This is a genomic window from Streptomyces sp. CA2R106 (assembly GCF_037034245.1).
In the GTDB taxonomy this organism is placed as follows: Bacteria; Actinomycetota; Actinomycetes; order Streptomycetales; family Streptomycetaceae; genus Actinacidiphila.
The window spans coordinates 70,208-86,289 of the sequence record NZ_JBAGKC010000004.1; the positions used below are offsets into that span (position 1 = coordinate 70,208).

Sequence of the window (16,082 nt, forward strand, 5' to 3'; positions counted from 1 at the left end):
CGGCAGGGAGCGGGATCGTACGGGGGCGCGGCTGCCGCGGCGGTCAGGGGCGGCCGGTGACGCGCTGCGGGACGCGGTGGGGGTTGTCGTCGCGCAGTTCGGGCGGGAGCAGCGCGGGCGGGGTGTCCTGGTAGGCGACCGGGCGCAGCCAGCGCTCGATGGCGGTGGCGCCGACGGAGGTGGACGTGGAGGTGGTGGCCGGGTAGGGGCCGCCGTGGTGCTGGGCGCCGGTGACGGCGACGCCGGTGGGCCAGCCGTTGACCAGGACCCGGCCGGCCAGTGCGGTCAGCCGGTGGAGCAGTGCGGCGGCCGGGCCGTCGGGGTCGGCCGCCTCGTCGGCGCCGAGGTGCGCGGTGGCCGTGAGGTTGCCCGGCAGGCGGTCGAGCACCGCGTCGAGCTGGCCGGCGCCGTCGTAGCGGACGACCACGGTGAGCGGGCCGAAGCACTCCTCCAGCAGCAGGTCGTACGCGCCGGGGGCGGCGAGTTCCGCGGCGTCGGCCACGACGTAGCCGGGGCGGACGGCGAGCGGGTCGGCGGCGCCGCCCGCGGTGACCGGTGCGGTGACGGCGGGCAGCGCGGCGCGGGCGGCGGTGCCCTTGAGGAAGTTCTCCCGCATCCGCCCGTCGAGCAGGACCCCGGCGGGGGCGCTGTCCGCGGCGGCGGTGAGCGCGGCGACCAGCCGGTCCCCGTCGGCGCCGGCGGGGGTGAGCACCAGGCCGGGCTTGGTGCAGAACTGCCCGCTGCCGAGGGTGAAGGAGCCGGCCAGGCCCGTGCCGATCTGCTCGGCCCGCTCGGCCGCGGCGGCGGGGGTGACCACCACCGGGTTGAGGCTGCCCAGTTCGCCGTGGAAGGGGATCGGGCGGGGGCGGGCGGCGGCCGCGTCGAACAGCGCCCGGCCGCCGCCGACCGAACCGGTGAAGCCGGCCGCGGCCACCAGCGGGTGCTGGACCAGTTCGACGCCGGCGGTGAAACCGTGCAGCAGCACGACGGTGTCGGCGGGCAGCCCGACCGCGACCGCGGCCTCGCGCAGCAGCCCCGCGGTCAGCTCGGAGGTGGCCGGGTGGTCCGGGTGGGCCTTGACCACGACCGGGCAGCCCGCGGCGAGCGCGCTCGCGGTGTCGCCGCCGGGGACGGAGAAGGCGAGCGGGAAGTTGCTGGCCGCGTAGACCGCCACCACGCCGAGCGGGATCTTGTAGCGGCGCAGGTCCGGCCGCGGGATGGGCTTGGCGTCCGCGTCCGGGTGGTCGATGATCACGTCGAGGAACGCGCCTTCGTCCACGACGTCGGCGAAGGTGCGCAACTGGAAGGCGGTGCGGGCCAGTTCGCCGGTGAGGCGGGGTGTGCCGAGGGCGGTCTCGGCGTCGGCGGCGGCGATCACCCGCTCCGCGTCGCGCTCCAGCAGGCCGGCGGCCGTCCGCAGCAGCCGGGCCCGTGCGCTACGGTCGGCGAGGCCGGGGAGCGCGGTGGCGGCGGCGCGTACGGCGGCGTCGACGTCGTCGGCCGTGGCCTCGACGGCGACCTGCTCGCGCTGCTTCCCGGTTCGGGGGTCCACGCTCCAGACTGGTACTGCTGCCACCGGATCTCCACCTCCGTGTGTGCGGGCCGGCCGGCTGCCGGGCGAGCCGATCGCCCGCCGGTGCGCCCGGGTTGTTCCCCGGCGCCCGTTGTCCCGACCCGCTCGTTCTCTATACTGAACAACGTCTTCACATGTGAATCTACGCCCGGAGCCTACGTCCACGCGGCCCGGCCGAACAAGAGGGGTCAGACGCGATGGCTGCTGCCGAGGGGGCCGGTTCCCAGGTCAAGTCCGCGGTCCGCACGGTCGAACTGCTGGAGTTCTTCGCGGGCCGCCCCGGCATGCACAGCCTGGCCGCCGTCCAGGAGTCCGTCGGCTACCCCAAGTCGAGCCTGTACATGCTGCTGCGCACCCTGGTCGAGCTGGGGTGGATCGAGACCGACGCGACCGGCACGCGGTACGGCATCGGGGTGCGCGCGCTGCTGGTCGGCACGTCGTACATCGACGGCGACGAGGTGGTGGCCGCCGCCCGGCCCACCCTGGACCGGCTCTCCGACGAGACCAGCGAGACCATCCACATGGCCCGGCTCGACGGCACCAACGTGGTCTACCTCGCCACCCGCCAGTCCCAGCACTACCTGCGGCCCTTCACCCGCGTCGGCCGCCGCCTGCCCGCGCACTCCACCTCGCTGGGCAAGGCGCTGCTGGCCACCTACACCGACGAGCAGGTGCGGGGGCTGCTCCCGGAGACGCTGGAGCCGCTCACCGAACACACGCACACCGACCGCGAGAAGCTGATCGAGGAGCTGGCGGCCATCCGCGAGCAGGGGTACGCGGTGGACCGCGAGGAGAACACCCTCGGGCTGCGCTGCTTCGGCATCGCCATCCCCTACCGCACCCCCGCGCGGGACGCGGTCAGCTGCTCGGTGCCGGTGGCCCGGCTCACCCCCGGGCACGAGCAGATGATCAAGGACACCCTCTTCGACGCCCGCGACCGCCTCCTGCTGGCCACCCGCCGCCTCTGAGGGCCCCGTTCCGGCCCGCAGTCCCCGCAGCGAGGGCGCATCGCCACAGAACTTGCCCCGGCGCACGCGCGATTGCCCGGCGGGGCACGTACGCTACCCGCACGAACGTCCGGCGCGCTCCCGCGTTTCTTGCCGTACCGCGCGCCGGCGGCCGTCCGTGTGACGCACCGAAGGAGTGAGTACGTGCAGGAGCGAAAGCAGGCTGCGAGCGCCGAGCGACACCAGGGAGCCGTACCGCGCAAGCCCACTGCCCTGCCGTCCGCCGAGGGACTGGCGAGGGCCGCCGCCGCTGCCGCCGGGCAGCTGCCGGGCGGGCACTCACCGGCGTCCGTCATCGCCTTGCAGCGCTCGGTCGGCAACGCCGGCGTCGCCCACCTGCTGGAGACCCAGCGCCACACGCACGGCCCGTCCTGCGCGCACCAGCAGGCCGCGCCGGAACCCGAAGGCGGCCCGGTACAGCGGCGGACGGCCGCGCACGACGTGCTGGGCCGTGCCGGGCAGCCGCTGCCGGAGCCTGAACTGCACGACATGCAGGCACGGTTCGGCGGCGCGGACTTCAGCGACGTACGCATACACGACGACGCGGTGGCCAAGCGGTCGGCGCAGGAGATCGGCGCCCTCGCCTACACCTCCGGCAGCCACATCGTCATCGGCGAGGGCGGCGGGGACCGCCACACGCTCGCCCACGAACTCACGCACGTCCTCCAGCAGCGGCAGGGCCCCGTCGCGGGGACGGACCACGGCAACGGGATGAAGATCTCCGACCCGTCCGACCGCTTCGAGGTCGCCGCCGAGGAGAACGCCCGGCGCGTCATGTCCGGCAGCGCCCCCGCCGCCGAACCGGCCGCCCAGGACGCGACGGCCGGCGACGGGGCCGCTCCCGCCCTGCAACGCCGCAAGCCCTCCGCCGCCGCGCCCACGGAGCACTTCGCGGACCGGGCCCAGGAACACCCCGAATGGGCGGTGTTCCAGAAGATGATGAAGGCCGGCGGCTTCCCCGCGGACGTGATCGAGAGCGCCTGGCAGCTGCTGCTGGGCGGCATCGCCGAGCAGGAGGTGCTGAACCGCAAGTCCGCCGACCCGTCGATCGACTCCGCGGAGCGCCGCAAGATCCGGGCCTCGAACACCTGGTTCCGCGAGCTGGTCAACCTCGTCGGCGACCACCTGCGGATCACCACCCCGACGCTGGCGCTGTGGTCGGGCGGCTTCGACGTGAGCGTCTACGCCCACGGCAAGGGCCACACCTCGCTGGAGTTCACCCGGCTCGGCAAGGTCGTCGACCAACTGGAGCTGCACGCCAACTGGAAGCTCCAGGCGCCCTTGTGGAACGTGCTGTCCACCGCGTTCGTCGAGCGCGCCACGGGCCCGGTGCACGTCTTCCTGCGGGCCTACAACCCCGACAGCGTCCTGATCGCGCAGGAGATCCCCCAACTGCGGATGATCCAGCGGCTCAACCCGGCGGTCACCCTGATGTGGCACCCGCTCTACACCACGCCCGACGGGAAGATCAGGGAGATCTCCGAGCGCCTGGAACTCACCGACAACGCGGAGTACCGCAGCCGCGACAAGTGCGTCGCCGTGATGTACCACTACCTGCTGCGTTTCCACGACGAGAGCAACAGCAAGGCGTCCGTGGCCCATGCGGAGATGACCGAACTCCTCGCGAAGAACGTCAACCCGAAGGCACCCGCCGTCTAGGACGGGAGCGGTCAGTCGCCCGCCCGGGGAGCCGGACTCCGGGCGGGGCGCCGTAGATTCGGGGGATGGCTGACGTGAACGCGGGCGGGACCCGCACGGAAGACACCGGCGGCATCGACAAGTTCTCCCCGGAGACGATCGGCAGATTCGCCTCGTCCTTCGGCGCGGCGGCGGCCGCGTACTCCCGGCACCGGCCCGACTACCCGGCCAACGGCGTGCGCTGGGCGCTCCAGCCCGCGCTGGACGCCGGGCTCGGGGCGGCCGACCGCACCCTGGACGTCCTCGACCTCGGCGCGGGCACCGGCAAGCTGAGCGCGGTGCTCGCCGGACTCGGCCACCGGGTGACCGCGGTGGAGCCCGACGGACAGATGCTCGCCGAACTGCGCGGCTATGCACCCGGGGTGAGGGCGCTCCAGGGCGGCGCGGAGGAGATCCCGCTGCCGGACGCCTCGGTGGACGCGGTGCTCGCCGGGCAGGCCCTGCACTGGTTCGACCAGACCAGGGCGCTGCCGGAGATCGCCCGGGTGCTGCGGCCCGGCGGCGTGCTGGGCGCGCTGTGGAACACCGACGACGAACGGGTCGACTGGGTCGCGGGCCTGGGCACGGTCCTGGCGAGCCGGCTGGGCTTTCGCACCTGGTCCCGGGACCGCTCGATCGGGTCCCACCCCGAGCTGTTCCCGGTCGAGGAGGCGTACTTCCCGCACACCCAGCGGCGTACCGCCGACTCGCTGGCGGCGACGATCGGCACCCACTCGCACGCGCTGACCCGCGAACCGGCCGAGCGGGAGGCGCTGGTCGAGCGGGTGCGCTCGTATCTGGCCGCGCGCCCGGAGACCGCGGAGGGCGAGTTCGAACTGGCCCTGATCACCGTCGTGCAGCGCTCGGTACGGCGGTAAGTCGGCGCTCCCGGCCTCTGCCGCCGGCCCGGACCCCGCTGCTACGCTCGCGCCGCGCCGTAGCGCGGAGGTCCGGGCAGGAAGAGGTGACCGTGGGCATGTCCGTCGAGCACGGCGCCGAGGCCGACGACGCGGCCGCCTTCCACGCGTTCTTCGAACAGCACTACGCCGAACTCGCCCGCCTCGCCCACCTGTTGACGGGTGAGGCGGACACCGCGGACGACCTCGCGGCGGACGCGCTGGTGGCGCTGTGGCGGCACTGGGACCGGGTGCGGGCGGCCGAGCACCCGGTGGCGTACGCGCGGGGGGTGGTGGCCAACCTGGCCCGCTCGCGCATCCGCAGCGCGGTCCGGGAGCGGCGCAGGGTCGCCCTGTTCTGGTCGCAGCGGGCCGAACGGGTCACGGAGCAGCCGGACGTGCCCGCGGTGCTGGACCTGCGGGAGGCGTTGCAGCGGCTGCCGTTCCGCAAGCGGGCGTGCGTGGTGCTGCGGCACGCGTTCGACCTGTCGGAGAAGGACACCGCGGAGGCGCTGGGCATCTCCGTGGGCACCGTGAAGAGCCAGACCTCGCGCGGGGTGGCGGAGTTGGAGCGGCTGCTCGCCCAGCCGGCCGAGCCGCCCCGCCCGGCACCGGCACAGGCACCGGTCGCGACGGTGGCCACCGTCCGGGCGCCCGCCCTGGCCAAGGCTCCCGCGCCCGCCCCGGCGCGTCCCCAGGAGGGCGCGAACGCCGTGGACACCGTTGCGCGCGCTACCCTCCTTGCGGCGCAACGCCCCACGCAGACCGCCGAGTTGGCGGCTCCCTGCACCGGCGACCGGGGCGGGGAGCCCGAGCCGGAAGGCGACGGCGAGGGCGCCGAGACAGGGCGGCAGGCACGGACGGGGGACAGTACGCCGGTCCGCGGGAGCGCTCCCGCGGCGGGGACCGGCGCAGAACCAGGCGCGGCGGCACCGTTACCGGGATCGGCGCATCCCACGGCACGCCCGCGTACGCACACCGGACGGGAACTGCGATGACCGAACTGCCGCATCTGCCACGACAACTGCGCGAGGCGGCCGACGCGCACCGCCCGGACCGGGAGCGGATGCTCGCCCGGGTGGAACGTGCGATCGCCGCCCCGGAGTGCGGGCCGGCGCACGCTGCCGCCCCGGACGCGGCGCCCCGGGAGCACTCCCCCGCCCCCTGGATGCGGGTCAGCGCGGCAGCCGCGGCCGTGGCCGCCGCGATCGCCATCGGCGGCCTCGCGGTCGGCGAGGTCGGCGGCGACGGCAGTGCGCCCGGACACGGCGCGGTGACGTCCGGCGCCGCCAGCGCCACAGCGCCGCGGCCCGCGCCGTCGGACGCCTCCGGGGGCGCGGCCCGGTCCGACCCGGTCGAGCAGCACAGCGCCCCGCACCCGGGCCGTACGACGCCGAGCGCGCACCGCACCACCCGCGGCCAGGGGAAGGCGCCGACCCGCACACCGTCCGCGGGCGGGGTGGCCGCGGCACCCGACGGCACCGGGCCGTCCACGCCCGCCACCGGGACCGGGACCGGGACCGAGACCGGCCACGCGAACGGCGGGGTCACCTCCGGCGGCAGCGTCGACCCGAACAGCAACGCCTACTGGACCGAGGACGACGTCAAGGTGACCAGTACGGTGGCGCTGACCTCGCTCACCGTGGAACTGCGCGTGTCCGGGCGGTCGGGCGAGGTCGACAGCAACAGCAGCTACACCTCGGCGAGCGGGGTCACCACCTCGGTCTCGACCAGCGGCGGCGACCTGCTCTACCGCTGGACGCTCAACCCGGGCCAGACGCTGCCGCCGGGCACGTACACCTTCGCCGGCCAGTTCGACCACGCCGCCCGCGACCGCGCCACCTCCGCCGACCGCTACACCGTCACCGCCGACGGGCCGGCCGGACCGGCCACCTGCACCGGCGGGTTCTGACCGCGGACGGGACAGCCGGCCGGGCAGCCGACCGGGGTGCCCTCAGCTGCTGGGCGCCGAACCGTCGCCGGTGCCCTCGTCGATGCCGTGGGCGCGCCGCAGCTCCGCGGCTTCCCGTGTGCGGCCGAGCCCGTCCAGCACCCGCGCGGCGGCGCGGACGGCGTTGCGCAGCCGGTCGTCGAACGCGCCCGGTGTCTCCTCGGTCAGCCGCCGGTAGCGGGCGACCGCCTCCTCGGCGGCCCGCAGCGCGTCGTCCTGCTCCCGGCCCGCGCCCGCCCGTACCTGGGCGAAGAGGGTGAGGGCCGCGCCGAGTTCGGGCTCGACGGCGGCCGGGCTCCTGGCACCGGCCGCCCGGTACCACTCCACCGCCTCCCTGGTCACCGCCAGGGCCTGCGCCTCCTGGTCGGTGTCCGCCAGCGCGAGGCCGTGGTTGTGCAGGGCCCGCGCGAGGCCGTCCTCGAAGGCGTGCGGGTTGCTCGCGGCCAGCCGCCGGTACAGCGCGACGGCCTCCTCGGACGGGCCCAGCGCCTCCCGTGCCCGGTCGGCATAGATGAGGTGCAGGGCGAAGTTGCTGAGGAAGGACGCGAAGTTGGGTTCGTACGCCTGCGGGTCGCGCGCGGCCAGCCGCCGGTAGACGTCCACCGCCTCCTGGGCCGGCCCCAGCGCCTCTTCGCCCCGGCCCACCCCGGACAGGTAGATGCCGAGGTTGGCGAGGGAGTCGGCCAGGTCCTCGTCGGCGGCCGCGGGGTCGAACGCGGCCAGCCGGCGGCGCACCGCCACCGCTTCCTCGGTGACCGTCAGGGCCTCCTCCTCACGGCCCACCTCGGCCAGCCGGCTGCCCAGGCTGAGCAGGCAGGTGGCGAGGTCGGCGTCGTAGGGGCCCGGGCGCCGCGAGCGCAGCAGCCGGGCCAGCGCACCGCGGGCGGTGCGGCGCCGGTAGACCGCCACCGCCTGCTCCGTCGCGGCCAGGCCCTCCCGGAGCTGTCCCATCCGCCCGAGGACGTGGCCGTGGTTGTGCAGGGCCCGGGCGAGAGCGATCTCGTAGCCGGCCGGGTCCGTGCCGGCCAGGCGCTCGTAGAGGCGCACCGCCTCCTGCGACGCCGCCAGCGCCTCCTGGTGCAGACCGGCGTCGTTGAGCCGGTAGACCAGGGTGAAGTGGGCGTCCGCGCGGGCGTGCGGGTGGGTCGTCGCCGGGTAGCGCCGGGCCAGGGCCGCCGCGACGGAGGCGATGCCGGTGTCGAGGTCGACATGGCGGTCGGGGAAGCGCGCGGCCAGCGCTTCGAGCAGTCCGGTGTCCAGGTCGAGGCCGGCGAGGGCGGTCAGCGCCGGGCCGCCCGCCTCCAGCGCCAGTCCGGGGTCCGCTGCCAGGATCTGGGACAGGTGGGCCGTCACATGGGGCCAGCGCCCGGCTGCCGCCGTCAGGAAGGTGATGGTGCGGCCGATGTGGCCGGGCGGCGAGCCGTCGGGGGCGGCCCGGCCGAGGGCCTGGGCGACGGGGAACGCCCAGGACCGGGCGGGGTGGCCGGTCGTGGTGTGGCCGGGCAGGGTGAGGGCGATGAAGTCCTCGGCGAGCCGGTCCGGGTACAGCGGCTCCAGGGCCGCGCCGGGTTCGGCGGGCGGGTAGCAGGCGGCGTGGTCGTCGAGCACCCGGCCCGGGGGGAGTTCCAGGTCGAGGCCGCGCACGATGTCCTTGGCCCGCGGCCGGGCGGTGGGACCGGTGAGCGCCGCGGCGAACACCACCCGCGCCATGTCCTCGGGCGGGGTGCGGAAGTCCAGGCCCTCGACCTGGTTCTCGAAGAGCTGGGTCCAGCGGCGCAGTTCGCGGTCCAGGAGGTAGGCGGACAGGCCCGCTGGGTCGGTCGGGGGCCGGCCGCCCCGGACGTGGGAGTCGACGGCGGCCAGCGCGGCCATGTGCAGCGTGAGGACGAGGCCGAAGTCGGCGTGCCGCAGCGGGCCGGGCGGTTCGACGGCCGTCGGGTCGCGGACGCCGTAGCGGTGGGCGAAGCAGTCGCGCGCCACCGTGAACATCCGGCGCCGGGCGGCGTCCGCGGCGGCGTCGGTGCCGCTGCCGCCGGGGCCGCCGCCGTAGCCACTGTCGCTGTTGCCACCGCCGCCGTCGCCACTGTCGCCGATGGGCCGGAGCAGGCAGGCGTCGGTGCGGGCCTGGAGCTCGGTCAGCGCGGCGCGGATCGGCGGCCACGGGTGGAGCGAGCGGGCGAGGAGCAGCAACCGGGTCGGGAGGTCGCGGTGCAGCAGTTTGTTGCTGAACAGCCAGGTCAGGTGGGTCAGCGGCCAACGGTCGGCGTAGTCGACGACCAGCAGGATGCCGGGGGCAGCGCCGGGTTCCAGGGCGTGGCTGCCCGGGGGTGGCGCGGCCGTGCCGGGGCCGTGCGTCACACTGACGACCTTCCACCCGGCGGCCGCGCTCTGCTCGGCGAACTCGGCGGCCAGCCGCGTCTTGCCCTGGCCGCCGGGCCCGTGCAGCCACCGGGCCGCCAGCCGCGGCCCGTCCGCGTCGCGCCAGGCCGCCAACTCGGCCTGCTCCCGCGCCCGTCCGGTGAACTCCACCAGCCGGAAGCGGGCGTTGAGCAGCCGGCTGGGCTGGGCCAGCAGCCAGTGCGGGTCCGGCTGCGCGGTGGCGCGGTGCTCACCGAGCAGGTAGACCGGGCCCCGGTCCGGTAAGACGTGCAGGTCGGCACCGACCACGCCGTAGCCGAAGCCGCTTTCGACCTGGACGACCTGGCGGTCGCCCCCGGTGTCAGGGGGCGGGGTCGCCGGCGGTGCCACCGCCGGTCACCGTCGATCCGCTGCGGGGCCGGCGCCGGGCCCGGGTGCGCCCGGCGGGTTCTCCGGCGCCTGGTGCACGATGACGTCGCCGCCCTGGGCGGCGAACACCCGGCCGTTGTCGCGGGCGACGTTCATCTGGACCTGGGCCCGCCGGTCCTCGGGCAGCGCGGAGCGGATCTCGCTCAGCAGGACGCGCAACTCGTCCGCGGCCTCGGGGTGTTCGCGCAGGAAGCCCTCCAAGTGCAGCTGCCACACCGGGACCAGGGCCGCCCGCACGCGCTCGGCGTCCTCGGCCTGCGCCACAAGGGCCGCGTTTCCCTCCAACTGGGCGTCCAGGGATGCCTGCTGGGCGCCGCCGGAGCGTCCGAACAGCCGGGCCAGCCGGTCACGGGCGCCCGCCCACGCGTCGGTCGCCATCGCCGCCACCACGGTCGTCGCGCCCGACAGGGCCAGGTCCGCGGCTGCTTCCAGCATGCATCCTCCTCGATGTCCGGGGCTGCGGCGCTCCTTTCGCGTGTGTCCATCATGCCGCGCCGGCCGGCCCGCGTCAGCGGAAGCGCGGAGGCCGGCCGGCGTGCCGGGCGCCGGCGCCGCAGGGCCATCGGCACCCTCTTCCGGCGGCTTCGGGAAATATTTGCGCCGCCACGGCAACCCCTCGCGCCCCGGTGGCGACATGGATACGCACCGACCCTCCCGCCCCGGCGGGGGCGGAGGAGCCGGGGCGCGGCGGTACCCCCATGATCGCCGCGCCCCGGGGTGCTCCGGCAGGAGAGGGCCTGCGGCGCCTGGGGGAAGCTTTCGCTCGCTGCGCCCGCCGCCGCTTGCCGAGGACCACGCCGCGGTCGGCCGGCGGGCGGGGAACCGGCGGGCAGGGGTTCAGTGGCGGGCGGCCCGGGCCCGGGGGGCGAGGAAGGAGTCGAGATGGGTGAAGACCGTCTCGGGCTTCTCACGGATGGGCAGGTGTCCTGCGCCGGGGATGAGTGCGAATCGCGCGTCGGGGAACGCCGCGGCGTAGGCGCGGCCGAAGTCGGGGGTGACGACCGCGTCGTCGGCGCCCCAGAGCACCAGGACCGGGCAGGTGACGGTGGAAAGGCGGGGCAGCATGCCGGCGTCCGCCATGGCCGGCCCCGCGTAGGCGCGCATGGCGGCCGTCGACGGGGCGGACGGTCCGCCCTGCGGCGCCGGTCCTGCGGCCGTCGGAGCCGGTGGCCCGGCGGGCAGAGTGATCTGCCGACCGGGGAGGGCGGGGCCGATGGCGTCCATGAGGACGAGCTTGGAGATCCGGCCCTCGCGGTCGTCCAGGACGGTCTGGGTGGCGACCCAGCCGCCGAAGGACGTGCCGATCACCGTGACGTCGTCCAGCCCGAGGTGGCCGAGCAGGTCCAGGTAGACAGCGGCGAGTGCGGGCACGGAGTCCAGATCGTCGGGCCGCGGGGTGGCGTCCCAGCCCGGGTGGGTGGGCGCCAGCACCCTGTGATCCGATGCGAGGTGGTCGGCCAGGGGCGCGATGCTGGACGGGCCGGGGCCGCCGTGCAGGACGAGGACCGGGTTGCCGCTGGTGCCGGCCGCGCGCACGTCGAGGTCCAGGCCGGGCCGCACCGGAACGGTGCGCTGCTCAGGTGCGGTCATGAGGTGCTTCCAGTTGCGGGGGGTTCGGTGGCTGAGGGCGGGGTGGCCGAAGGGGCCGGCGTCACCGGGCTGCCGGGCCGGAGGTGAAGAACGCGACCATGTGCTCCAGGCCCCGCTCGCCGAACATGCTGTCCAGGCTGGCGGCGGACTCGGCGGCGGACGCCTCGCTGCGCGGGAACAGCGCCTCCTCGTACGCGGCCAGAGCGGCATCGGTGTCGCCGGGATGCGCGGCGACGGCCAGGGCGAGTTCGGCGCCGTCGAACATGGCCAGGTTGGCGCCCTCCCCGGCGAAGGGGGACATCAGGTGGGCGGCGTCACCGAGCAGCGTCACACCCGGGGTGCGGTCCCAGCGGTGCCCGACGGGCAGGGCGTGGATACGGCGCGGGGTGATCGTGTCCGCGTCGGCGACCAGGGCGCGCAGGCCCTCGTCCCAGCCCTCGAAGCGGGCGAGGACCGCGGCCTTGGCGGCGGCGTGGTCGGTGAAGTCGACCGTGTCCAGCCAGTCTTCGCCGGCCTTGAGCGCCGTGTAGACGTGGAGGCTGCCGTCGCTCTCCCGGTGCGCGAGGACACCTCGCTCGCCTCCCAGCGCGATGAAGAACCCGCCGCCGACGACCTCGGCGCTGCGTGGGTGGCGGGTGGCGGCGTCGAACAGGTCGGTCTCGACGAACGAGATGCCGGTGTAGGCGGGACGGGCGCTGGAGACCAGCGGCCGGATGCGGGACCAGGCGCCGTCCGCGCCGATCAGGAGATCGGTGGTGATGGCCGAGCCGTCGGCGAACGCCACCTCGTGGCGCCCGTCGTCCAGCGCCCGGGCCCCGGTGGCCTTCCGTCCCCAGTGGATGGTGCCGTCGGGCAGGGAGCCCAGCAGCAGGTCCCGCAGGTCACCGCGGTCCACCTCCGGCCGGCCGCCGGTGCCGTCGTCCTCCTCGGCCACGCGCACCGCGCCGTCGGGGCCGAGCAGGCGCATGGCCTGACCGCCCTCGTGGACGATCTTGAGGAAGCCGTCGTGGAGGCCGGCGGCGCGCAGGGCCTTCTGCCCGTCGCCCTCGTGGATGTCGAGCATCCCGCCCTGCGTACGGGCCGCCGCCGACGCCTCCCGTTCGAAGATCGCCGAACCGATGCCGTTGACGTGCAGGACACGGGCGGCGGTCAGGCCGCCGAGGCCCGCGCCGATGATCGCGATCGGGACGTGGCTGGTGCTCATGGGGGCCTCCGAAAGCAGTAAGGGAACACCTCGGTGCGCGGGTCCGTCAGCGCACGGCTGCTCGCACGGGCGGTTGCGCGGCGAGGAGGAGGGATGCCGCGTTCACTCCGTCCACGGTAACGAACATGTTCGTTGCGAACAAGTTCGACTCGCCGCGGCAAGAGACGGCGGGGAGGCTGCCGCTTCCCGGCGACCTCGTCGCCGGAGCCGGTCACCCCGCCCGGGATCAGTCCCCTGCTTCCGGCAGCGGTGTGCGCGTGATGCCGTTGACGAGGACGTCGAAGCTCCAACGCATCCTGGCCGGCACCGAGCCGCCGATCAGCGCGGGCATGTGCGCGGCGATCGCCGGATGCGTCGCGCCGTCCACGGCGTGCAGCGCACGCGCCGTGGCGTTCCACTCGTCCGCGGAGGAAGGGTCGTGCTCACGCGTCGCGTGCTCGGCAGCGGTGGCCGTCGCGTCCTGGAGCAGCTTGTCCACCCCCCAGGCGACCTGCTCGCGACCGGCGCCGCTGTGCGAGAGGAGATCGAGGACGCGCTCCAACAGCCGCAGGTAGTGCTCGCCGCTCGGACGGGCGACGAGCGCGGCCCGCGCCAACTGCGGGTACGCGAACAGCACCCGGGTGTAGGACGCCATGACGGCACGAAGCTGCTCGCGCCAGTCCTCACCGCCGTCCCGCCCGGTCAGGTCGACCTCGCCGAGCAGGGAGTCCAGCACGGCCGCGTGCAGTTCGGCGGTGTTGGCGATGTAGACGTACAGCGACGCCGGGCCGGTATCCAGCTCCTGCGCCAGGCGGCGCATCGTGACCTTTCCCAGGCCCTCCGCCCGCATGATCCGCACGGCGGTGTCCACGATCCAGCGCCGGGACAGGGCGGGCTTCGCCGGACGCTCCCGGCGGCTGATCGGCTCTCTTCTCGCGGTCATCACCCGATCGTAACGAACATGTTCGGGCCGCACCGGCCGGCTGTCCGGTCCCCTCTCGTCCCGCCGCGAACGACGGTTGCCGCGAACGATCCGTTGCCGGAGCGGGATCGGCGAGGGGCCGCCGGACCCGCGTTGGTCTCGTTTCGGCCGCAGGCACCGTGGCCGGTCCCCGGCGGAGGCCCGCCCCCACGCCGAAGAGCGGGCCCGCGCCGTCGGCGGGGACGTCCTCCGGGCCGCATGGCGGGAGAGGGGCTGTGCGGAGGCGGCTACGGGTGCAGGGCGGTGCGGACGGCGGCGAGGTCGGCGTCGCTCGCCAGGCCCGCGTGGTAGAGGCGCAGTTCGGTGGCGCCGAGGGCGGCGGCGTGGGCCGCGTCGGCGGCGAGGGTGCCGGGGCTGCCGCCCATGCCGGACACGACCGTGAAGTTCGCGGCGAGCACGGTGCCGTCGCGGCGGTGCGCGGCGAACGGCGCGAGGACCGCCTCGCGGGCGGCCGGTCCGCCGGTGCAGGGCAGCACCAGGCCGTCGGCGTGGCCGAGGATGTGCGCGGGGTCCACCCCGGCGTTCGCGCCGCAGCGGTAGGGCAGCGGGTCGGCGTGCATAAGCACCTGGAAGCCGGGTGCGGCCGCGGCCCGGACCGCGGCGATCGCCTCGACCTGGAGCGAACCGGCGGTGCGGGTGCGCCAGTCGAAGGTCAGGGCGGTCGCTTCCGCGCCGAGCAGCCGCTCGATGCCGTCGCGGCCCGCCGCCCGCTCCCCGCCGTCGGCGGCGCCGTCCGCGGCGCCGGACCAGACGGGTCCGAGGGCGGCGCGCACGTCGGCGGCGAGGCGGTCGGGGTCGGCGCCGAGCCCGGCGTAGCCCGCGCGGCAGTGCGGGCAGAAGCAGAGCGACATCAGGTAGGTGGCGGCGTCGCCGAGCGGCACCCCGCCGATCTTGTCGTGGGCGTGCAGGTGGGCCAGGCCGTACCAGCCGAGGGACTCCAACTCGGTGCCGAGGGCGCCGGGTCGGGGGGCGGCTTCGGCGGCCAGCTCCACCAGGTGGGCGCGGACGGCGGGTTGGGCGATGCACGGCGCCCACGGGTAGCGGTCGCCGTAGGCGTTGACCACGCTGGTGTCCGGATGCTCGGCGCCCATCCGGGAGTTGTGGGCGAGCACCACCCAGCTGTGCACGTCCAGGCCCGCGGCGGCCAGCGCTGCCGCGGCCGTACCGTAGGCGTCGGGGTCGCCGCCGGTCCAGGCGCCCGCGGGGTACGGGCGCAGGGCGTGCGGCTGCCAGCGGGCGGGGTCGGGCGGGTAGAGGACGGCGGCGTACTCGGCGGTGACCACGCGGCGCGCGGGGTGGCGCGGGGTCAGCGCGCGGGTGGAGTGGTAGGCGGCGGCGAGGGTGACCTGCTGGACGCCGAGGGCGGCGACGCGGTCGGCGGCCGCGGGGTCGCCGAGGACGTCCCAGGGGTAGAGGAAGGCGGAGGTCCGCAGGGGGGCGGGTGCGCCGGAGACGTCTGCGCCGGAAGGCCGGCCGGTGGCCATGTCAGCGCCCGCCGGCCAGCGCGAGGCCGCGCTCGATGAGTTCGCCCAGCTCCTTGACGTGGGCCGCGGTGGGCTCCGACAGCGGCGGCCGCACCTCGCCGACGTCCAGCCCGCGCAGCCGCACCCCGGCCTTGACCAGCGAGACGGCGTAACCGCGGCCCTGGTTGCGGAGGTTGACCAGCGGGAGGTAGAAGCCGTCGAGCAGTGCGCGCACGGTGTCGTCGTCGCCGGCGGTGAGCGCGCGGTGGAAGGCGAGCGCGATCTCGGGCGAGAAGGCGTACACCGCCGAGGAGTAGAGGGTGACGCCGATGCCGCGGTAGGCGAGGCCGGTGAGTTCGGCGGTGGGCAGGCCGTTGAAGTACAGGAAGGGGTGGCCGGGCAGTTCGGCGCGGACGGTGCTGATGATCCGCTGCATGAGGTCGAGGTCGCCGACGCCGTCCTTGAGGCCGATGATGTTCGGCACCTTCGCCAGGGCGACGACCGTCTCGGGGGTGAAGACGGCGTTGTCGCGCTGGTAGACGATGACGTCCAGGCCGGTGCCCGCGGCGAGCGCGGTGTAGTGGCGCAGCAGGCCCTGCTGGTCGGCGACCACGAGGTAGGGGGGCATGGCGAGCAGGCCGTCGGCGCCCGCCCGTTCGGCCACGGCGGCGTACTGGAGGGCGAGCGCGGTGCCGTATCCGGCGCCGGCCACCACCGGGACCCGGCCGGCCGCCTCCTCGACGGCCGTGGCCACGCACGCGCCGAACTCCTCGGGGGTCAACGCGTGGAACTCGCCGGTGCCACAGCAGACGAACGCGGCCGCGGCGCCGGCCTCGATGCCGCGCCGGACGTGCGTGCGGAAGGCGTCGAGGTCGAGCGCGCCGTCGGAGTCGAACGCCGTCACGGGAAAGAACAGCAGACCGTCAAGTCGCTCGGCGAGCGCGGGCGAGGTCATCGGGTGTCCCCCTCGGAG

The 16,082-nt window shown here is 75.5% G+C and carries 12 protein-coding genes and 1 pseudogene; 5 read left to right on the forward strand and 8 right to left on the reverse strand.

Features of this window, described 5'->3' with window-relative positions; all coding sequences use genetic code 11:
* Positions 1-43: 43 nt before the first annotated feature.
* Positions 44-1,576 carry an aldehyde dehydrogenase (NADP(+)) gene (locus tag WA788_RS08185; RefSeq protein WP_335973322.1) on the reverse strand — a complete coding sequence of 511 codons (1,533 nt, stop codon included), beginning with the start codon at positions 1,574-1,576 and terminating at the stop codon, positions 44-46.
* Between the two features lie 194 nt (positions 1,577-1,770).
* On the opposite strand from WA788_RS08185, the gene WA788_RS08190 reads away from it, so the two are divergent.
* From WA788_RS08190 to WA788_RS08210, 5 genes and pseudogenes are all read left to right on the forward strand, one after another.
* Positions 1,771-2,541 (forward strand): IclR family transcriptional regulator, encoded by a 771-nt coding sequence (locus WA788_RS08190; protein WP_335973326.1) that lies wholly within the window; start codon positions 1,771-1,773, stop codon positions 2,539-2,541.
* 183 nt (positions 2,542-2,724) lie between these two features.
* Positions 2,725-4,239 carry an eCIS core domain-containing protein gene (locus tag WA788_RS08195; RefSeq protein WP_443033992.1) on the forward strand — a complete coding sequence of 505 codons (1,515 nt, stop codon included), beginning with the start codon at positions 2,725-2,727 and terminating at the stop codon, positions 4,237-4,239.
* Positions 4,240-4,304: 65 nt separating this feature from the next.
* A complete protein-coding gene (locus WA788_RS08200) occupies positions 4,305-5,135 on the forward strand; it encodes a class I SAM-dependent methyltransferase (RefSeq protein ID WP_335973328.1) in 831 nt (276 codons plus the stop codon).
* Between the two features lie 98 nt (positions 5,136-5,233).
* A pseudogene (locus tag WA788_RS08205) lies at positions 5,234-5,794 on the forward strand (SigE family RNA polymerase sigma factor); the annotation flags it as partial.
* A 353-nt stretch (positions 5,795-6,147) separates the two neighbouring features.
* A complete protein-coding gene (locus tag WA788_RS08210; RefSeq protein WP_335973332.1) occupies positions 6,148-7,065 on the forward strand; it encodes a hypothetical protein in 918 nt (305 codons plus the stop codon).
* A 42-nt stretch (positions 7,066-7,107) separates the two neighbouring features.
* Here the strand turns inward: WA788_RS08210 and WA788_RS08215 are convergent, their stop codons facing one another.
* From WA788_RS08215 to WA788_RS08245, 7 genes are all read right to left on the reverse strand, one after another.
* Positions 7,108-9,852: a tetratricopeptide repeat protein gene (locus WA788_RS08215; RefSeq protein ID WP_335973336.1), complete on the reverse strand. Its 2,745-nt coding sequence runs from the start codon at positions 9,850-9,852 to the stop codon at positions 7,108-7,110.
* A 6-nt stretch (positions 9,853-9,858) separates the two neighbouring features.
* Positions 9,859-10,326, reverse strand: a complete 468-nt coding sequence (locus tag WA788_RS08220; RefSeq protein ID WP_335973340.1) for a hypothetical protein — start codon at positions 10,324-10,326, stop codon at positions 9,859-9,861.
* Positions 10,327-10,728: 402 nt separating this feature from the next.
* The gene (locus WA788_RS08225; protein WP_335973342.1) at positions 10,729-11,481 is read right to left on the reverse strand and encodes an alpha/beta fold hydrolase; all 753 of its coding nucleotides are present in this window, start codon (positions 11,479-11,481) and stop codon (positions 10,729-10,731) included.
* 61 nt (positions 11,482-11,542) lie between these two features.
* Positions 11,543-12,685 (reverse strand): FAD-dependent oxidoreductase, encoded by a 1,143-nt coding sequence (locus WA788_RS08230; protein ID WP_335973344.1) that lies wholly within the window; start codon positions 12,683-12,685, stop codon positions 11,543-11,545.
* A 226-nt stretch (positions 12,686-12,911) separates the two neighbouring features.
* Positions 12,912-13,607 (reverse strand): TetR/AcrR family transcriptional regulator, encoded by a 696-nt coding sequence (locus WA788_RS08235; RefSeq protein ID WP_335973347.1) that lies wholly within the window; start codon positions 13,605-13,607, stop codon positions 12,912-12,914.
* Positions 13,608-13,873: 266 nt separating this feature from the next.
* The gene (locus WA788_RS08240; protein WP_335974132.1) at positions 13,874-15,079 is read right to left on the reverse strand and encodes a hypothetical protein; all 1,206 of its coding nucleotides are present in this window, start codon (positions 15,077-15,079) and stop codon (positions 13,874-13,876) included.
* Between the two features lie 52 nt (positions 15,080-15,131).
* On the reverse strand, positions 15,132-16,064 hold the full coding sequence (locus WA788_RS08245; RefSeq protein ID WP_335973350.1) for a 5-dehydro-4-deoxyglucarate dehydratase: 933 nt from the start codon (positions 16,062-16,064) through the stop codon (positions 15,132-15,134).
* Positions 16,065-16,082: the final 18 nt, after the last annotated feature.

What these genes read in the sequence shown, in the direction of transcription:
- WA788_RS08190 (WP_335973326.1), top strand. Translation starts at nt 1,771, where the DNA reads ATGGCTGCTGCCGAGGGGGCCGGTTCCCAGGTCAAGTCCGCGGTCCGC.
- WA788_RS08235 (WP_335973347.1), bottom strand. Translation starts at nt 13,607, where the DNA reads ATGACCGCGAGAAGAGAGCCGATCAGCCGCCGGGAGCGTCCGGCGAAG.
- WA788_RS08225 (WP_335973342.1), bottom strand. Translation starts at nt 11,481, where the DNA reads ATGACCGCACCTGAGCAGCGCACCGTTCCGGTGCGGCCCGGCCTGGAC.
- WA788_RS08210 (WP_335973332.1), top strand. Translation starts at nt 6,148, where the DNA reads ATGACCGAACTGCCGCATCTGCCACGACAACTGCGCGAGGCGGCCGAC.
- WA788_RS08245 (WP_335973350.1), bottom strand. Translation starts at nt 16,064, where the DNA reads ATGACCTCGCCCGCGCTCGCCGAGCGACTTGACGGTCTGCTGTTCTTT.
- WA788_RS08230 (WP_335973344.1), bottom strand. Translation starts at nt 12,685, where the DNA reads ATGAGCACCAGCCACGTCCCGATCGCGATCATCGGCGCGGGCCTCGGC.
- WA788_RS08200 (WP_335973328.1), top strand. Translation starts at nt 4,305, where the DNA reads ATGGCTGACGTGAACGCGGGCGGGACCCGCACGGAAGACACCGGCGGC.
- WA788_RS08220 (WP_335973340.1), bottom strand. Translation starts at nt 10,326, where the DNA reads ATGCTGGAAGCAGCCGCGGACCTGGCCCTGTCGGGCGCGACGACCGTG.